Source organism: Corynebacterium sp. CCUG 70398 (assembly GCF_024454055.1).
GTDB classification, from domain to species: domain Bacteria; phylum Actinomycetota; class Actinomycetes; order Mycobacteriales; family Mycobacteriaceae; genus Corynebacterium; species Corynebacterium genitalium.
In genome coordinates, this window is sequence record NZ_JAGPYZ010000020.1 from 1 (window position 1) to 1,446 (window position 1,446).

1 protein-coding gene is annotated in these 1,446 nt (G+C 51.4%); it reads right to left on the minus strand.

Annotated features, from left to right (window positions below; translation table 11 throughout):
- Positions 1–33: 33 nt before the first annotated feature.
- Positions 34–1,446: IS3 family transposase (locus tag KBX07_RS11295; RefSeq protein ID WP_255999054.1), on the minus strand; the 1,413-nt coding region annotated here is incomplete at its 5' end.

A 1,446-nucleotide genomic window follows, 5' to 3' on the forward strand; every position in this document is an offset into this window, starting at 1 on the left:
GAGGATGCGGACGTTTTTTGGACAGTTTCAATCTCACGCTACATTGACTTTTCGGTATTCGGCAATGCTCAAACCATCGAGGCTGATCTTGATTCGGTGATCGTTGTAGAACTCAATGTATGTCGCGATTGCTTCTTTGAGCTCTTGGGGGTTCTGCCAGGTTCTGCCGTAGTACATTTCGTTTTTCATTCGGCCGAAGAACCCCTCGCATGCTGCATTGTCGGGGCTACAACCTTTCTTCGACATCGAGCGAAGTATTCCGAACTTCTCGGTCATACTTCGCCAGCTGCTGCCTCGATAATGTGCTCCGCGGTCTGAGTGAATCACCAAGGAGCCATCCATTGCCGGCTTTTCGGTTGCGATTGCTGCGTACAAAGTTTCTTCTGCTAACTCCATGGTGGGATGAACACTTGTTTTTGCTGCCACGACCTTCCCGTCAAAACAGTCGATGATGGCAGACAGGTACACGCGACCTTGGTTAGTAGCGAAAACACTGATGTCAGTCAGCCACAACCGATTTGGATGCTCAGCATGAAAATTGCGGTTCACCAGGTTAGGTGGTGCGGGAGAAATTTCCCCTTGATAGCTGGAGTAACGCCACTTTCGTTTCGGGAACCAGGGACGAATTCCCTCTTCGTGCATGAGACGGCGGACGACCTTCTCACTGATAACGATCCCGCGATGGCGCAGTTCCCACCAAAGTCGGCGATAGCCGTAGGTGTTATTCGACTCAGAACTAATCTCATGAAGCAATTCGCGGATACGCGCGTGCTTATCCGGAGCAAATCGCTGTTGGAGTTGGTAGTAGAAGCTTGATGCCGCAAGATCAATAGCAGCAAGCAGCATAGATAACGGAAACTCGCCGCGTAACGCGTCAACCACTTCAGCCTTGTGCTTATTGCTGAGCTGACCCGGGATGACGCTGACGTCTTTTTTTACAAGTTCCAGCTCCTTTTCCAAAACAGCCTTGTCAACGAGCAGTTGAGCCATTTGCTTTTTCAGTTCTGCAGGATCATCGGCTAATGATTTCTCGAATGCTGCTCGGGTGGGCATGCGAGTGTGCTCTTTGCGTTCTCTTTTCGACATCAAACCCCATTTTCCCTCTTCACGGTGGCGTTGTGCCCAAGAATAGACACTCATCTTTGAGCGCAGCTCGCATTCCACAGCGATGTCAGCTGGCCTCCAACCAGCGTTGAAGAGCTCAACAGCACGAAGCTTGACCTCAAACGGGTAGCGGGTCAATGTTTTTGACTGTTTGCGGGGTCGACCAGGTTTGGCGGGTTCACGCAACCATTTGTACAGCGTCCATCGCCCTGGATAACCAAGTTCACGGACGGTCTTGGTCACCGATTGAGTGCGCTTGTAAACCTGCAGAGCTCTGCGTCGCTGCTCCTTGGTGTATGAGCGGTTCATGATGGAATCCTCCAAGATTCCGTCCGCATCCCC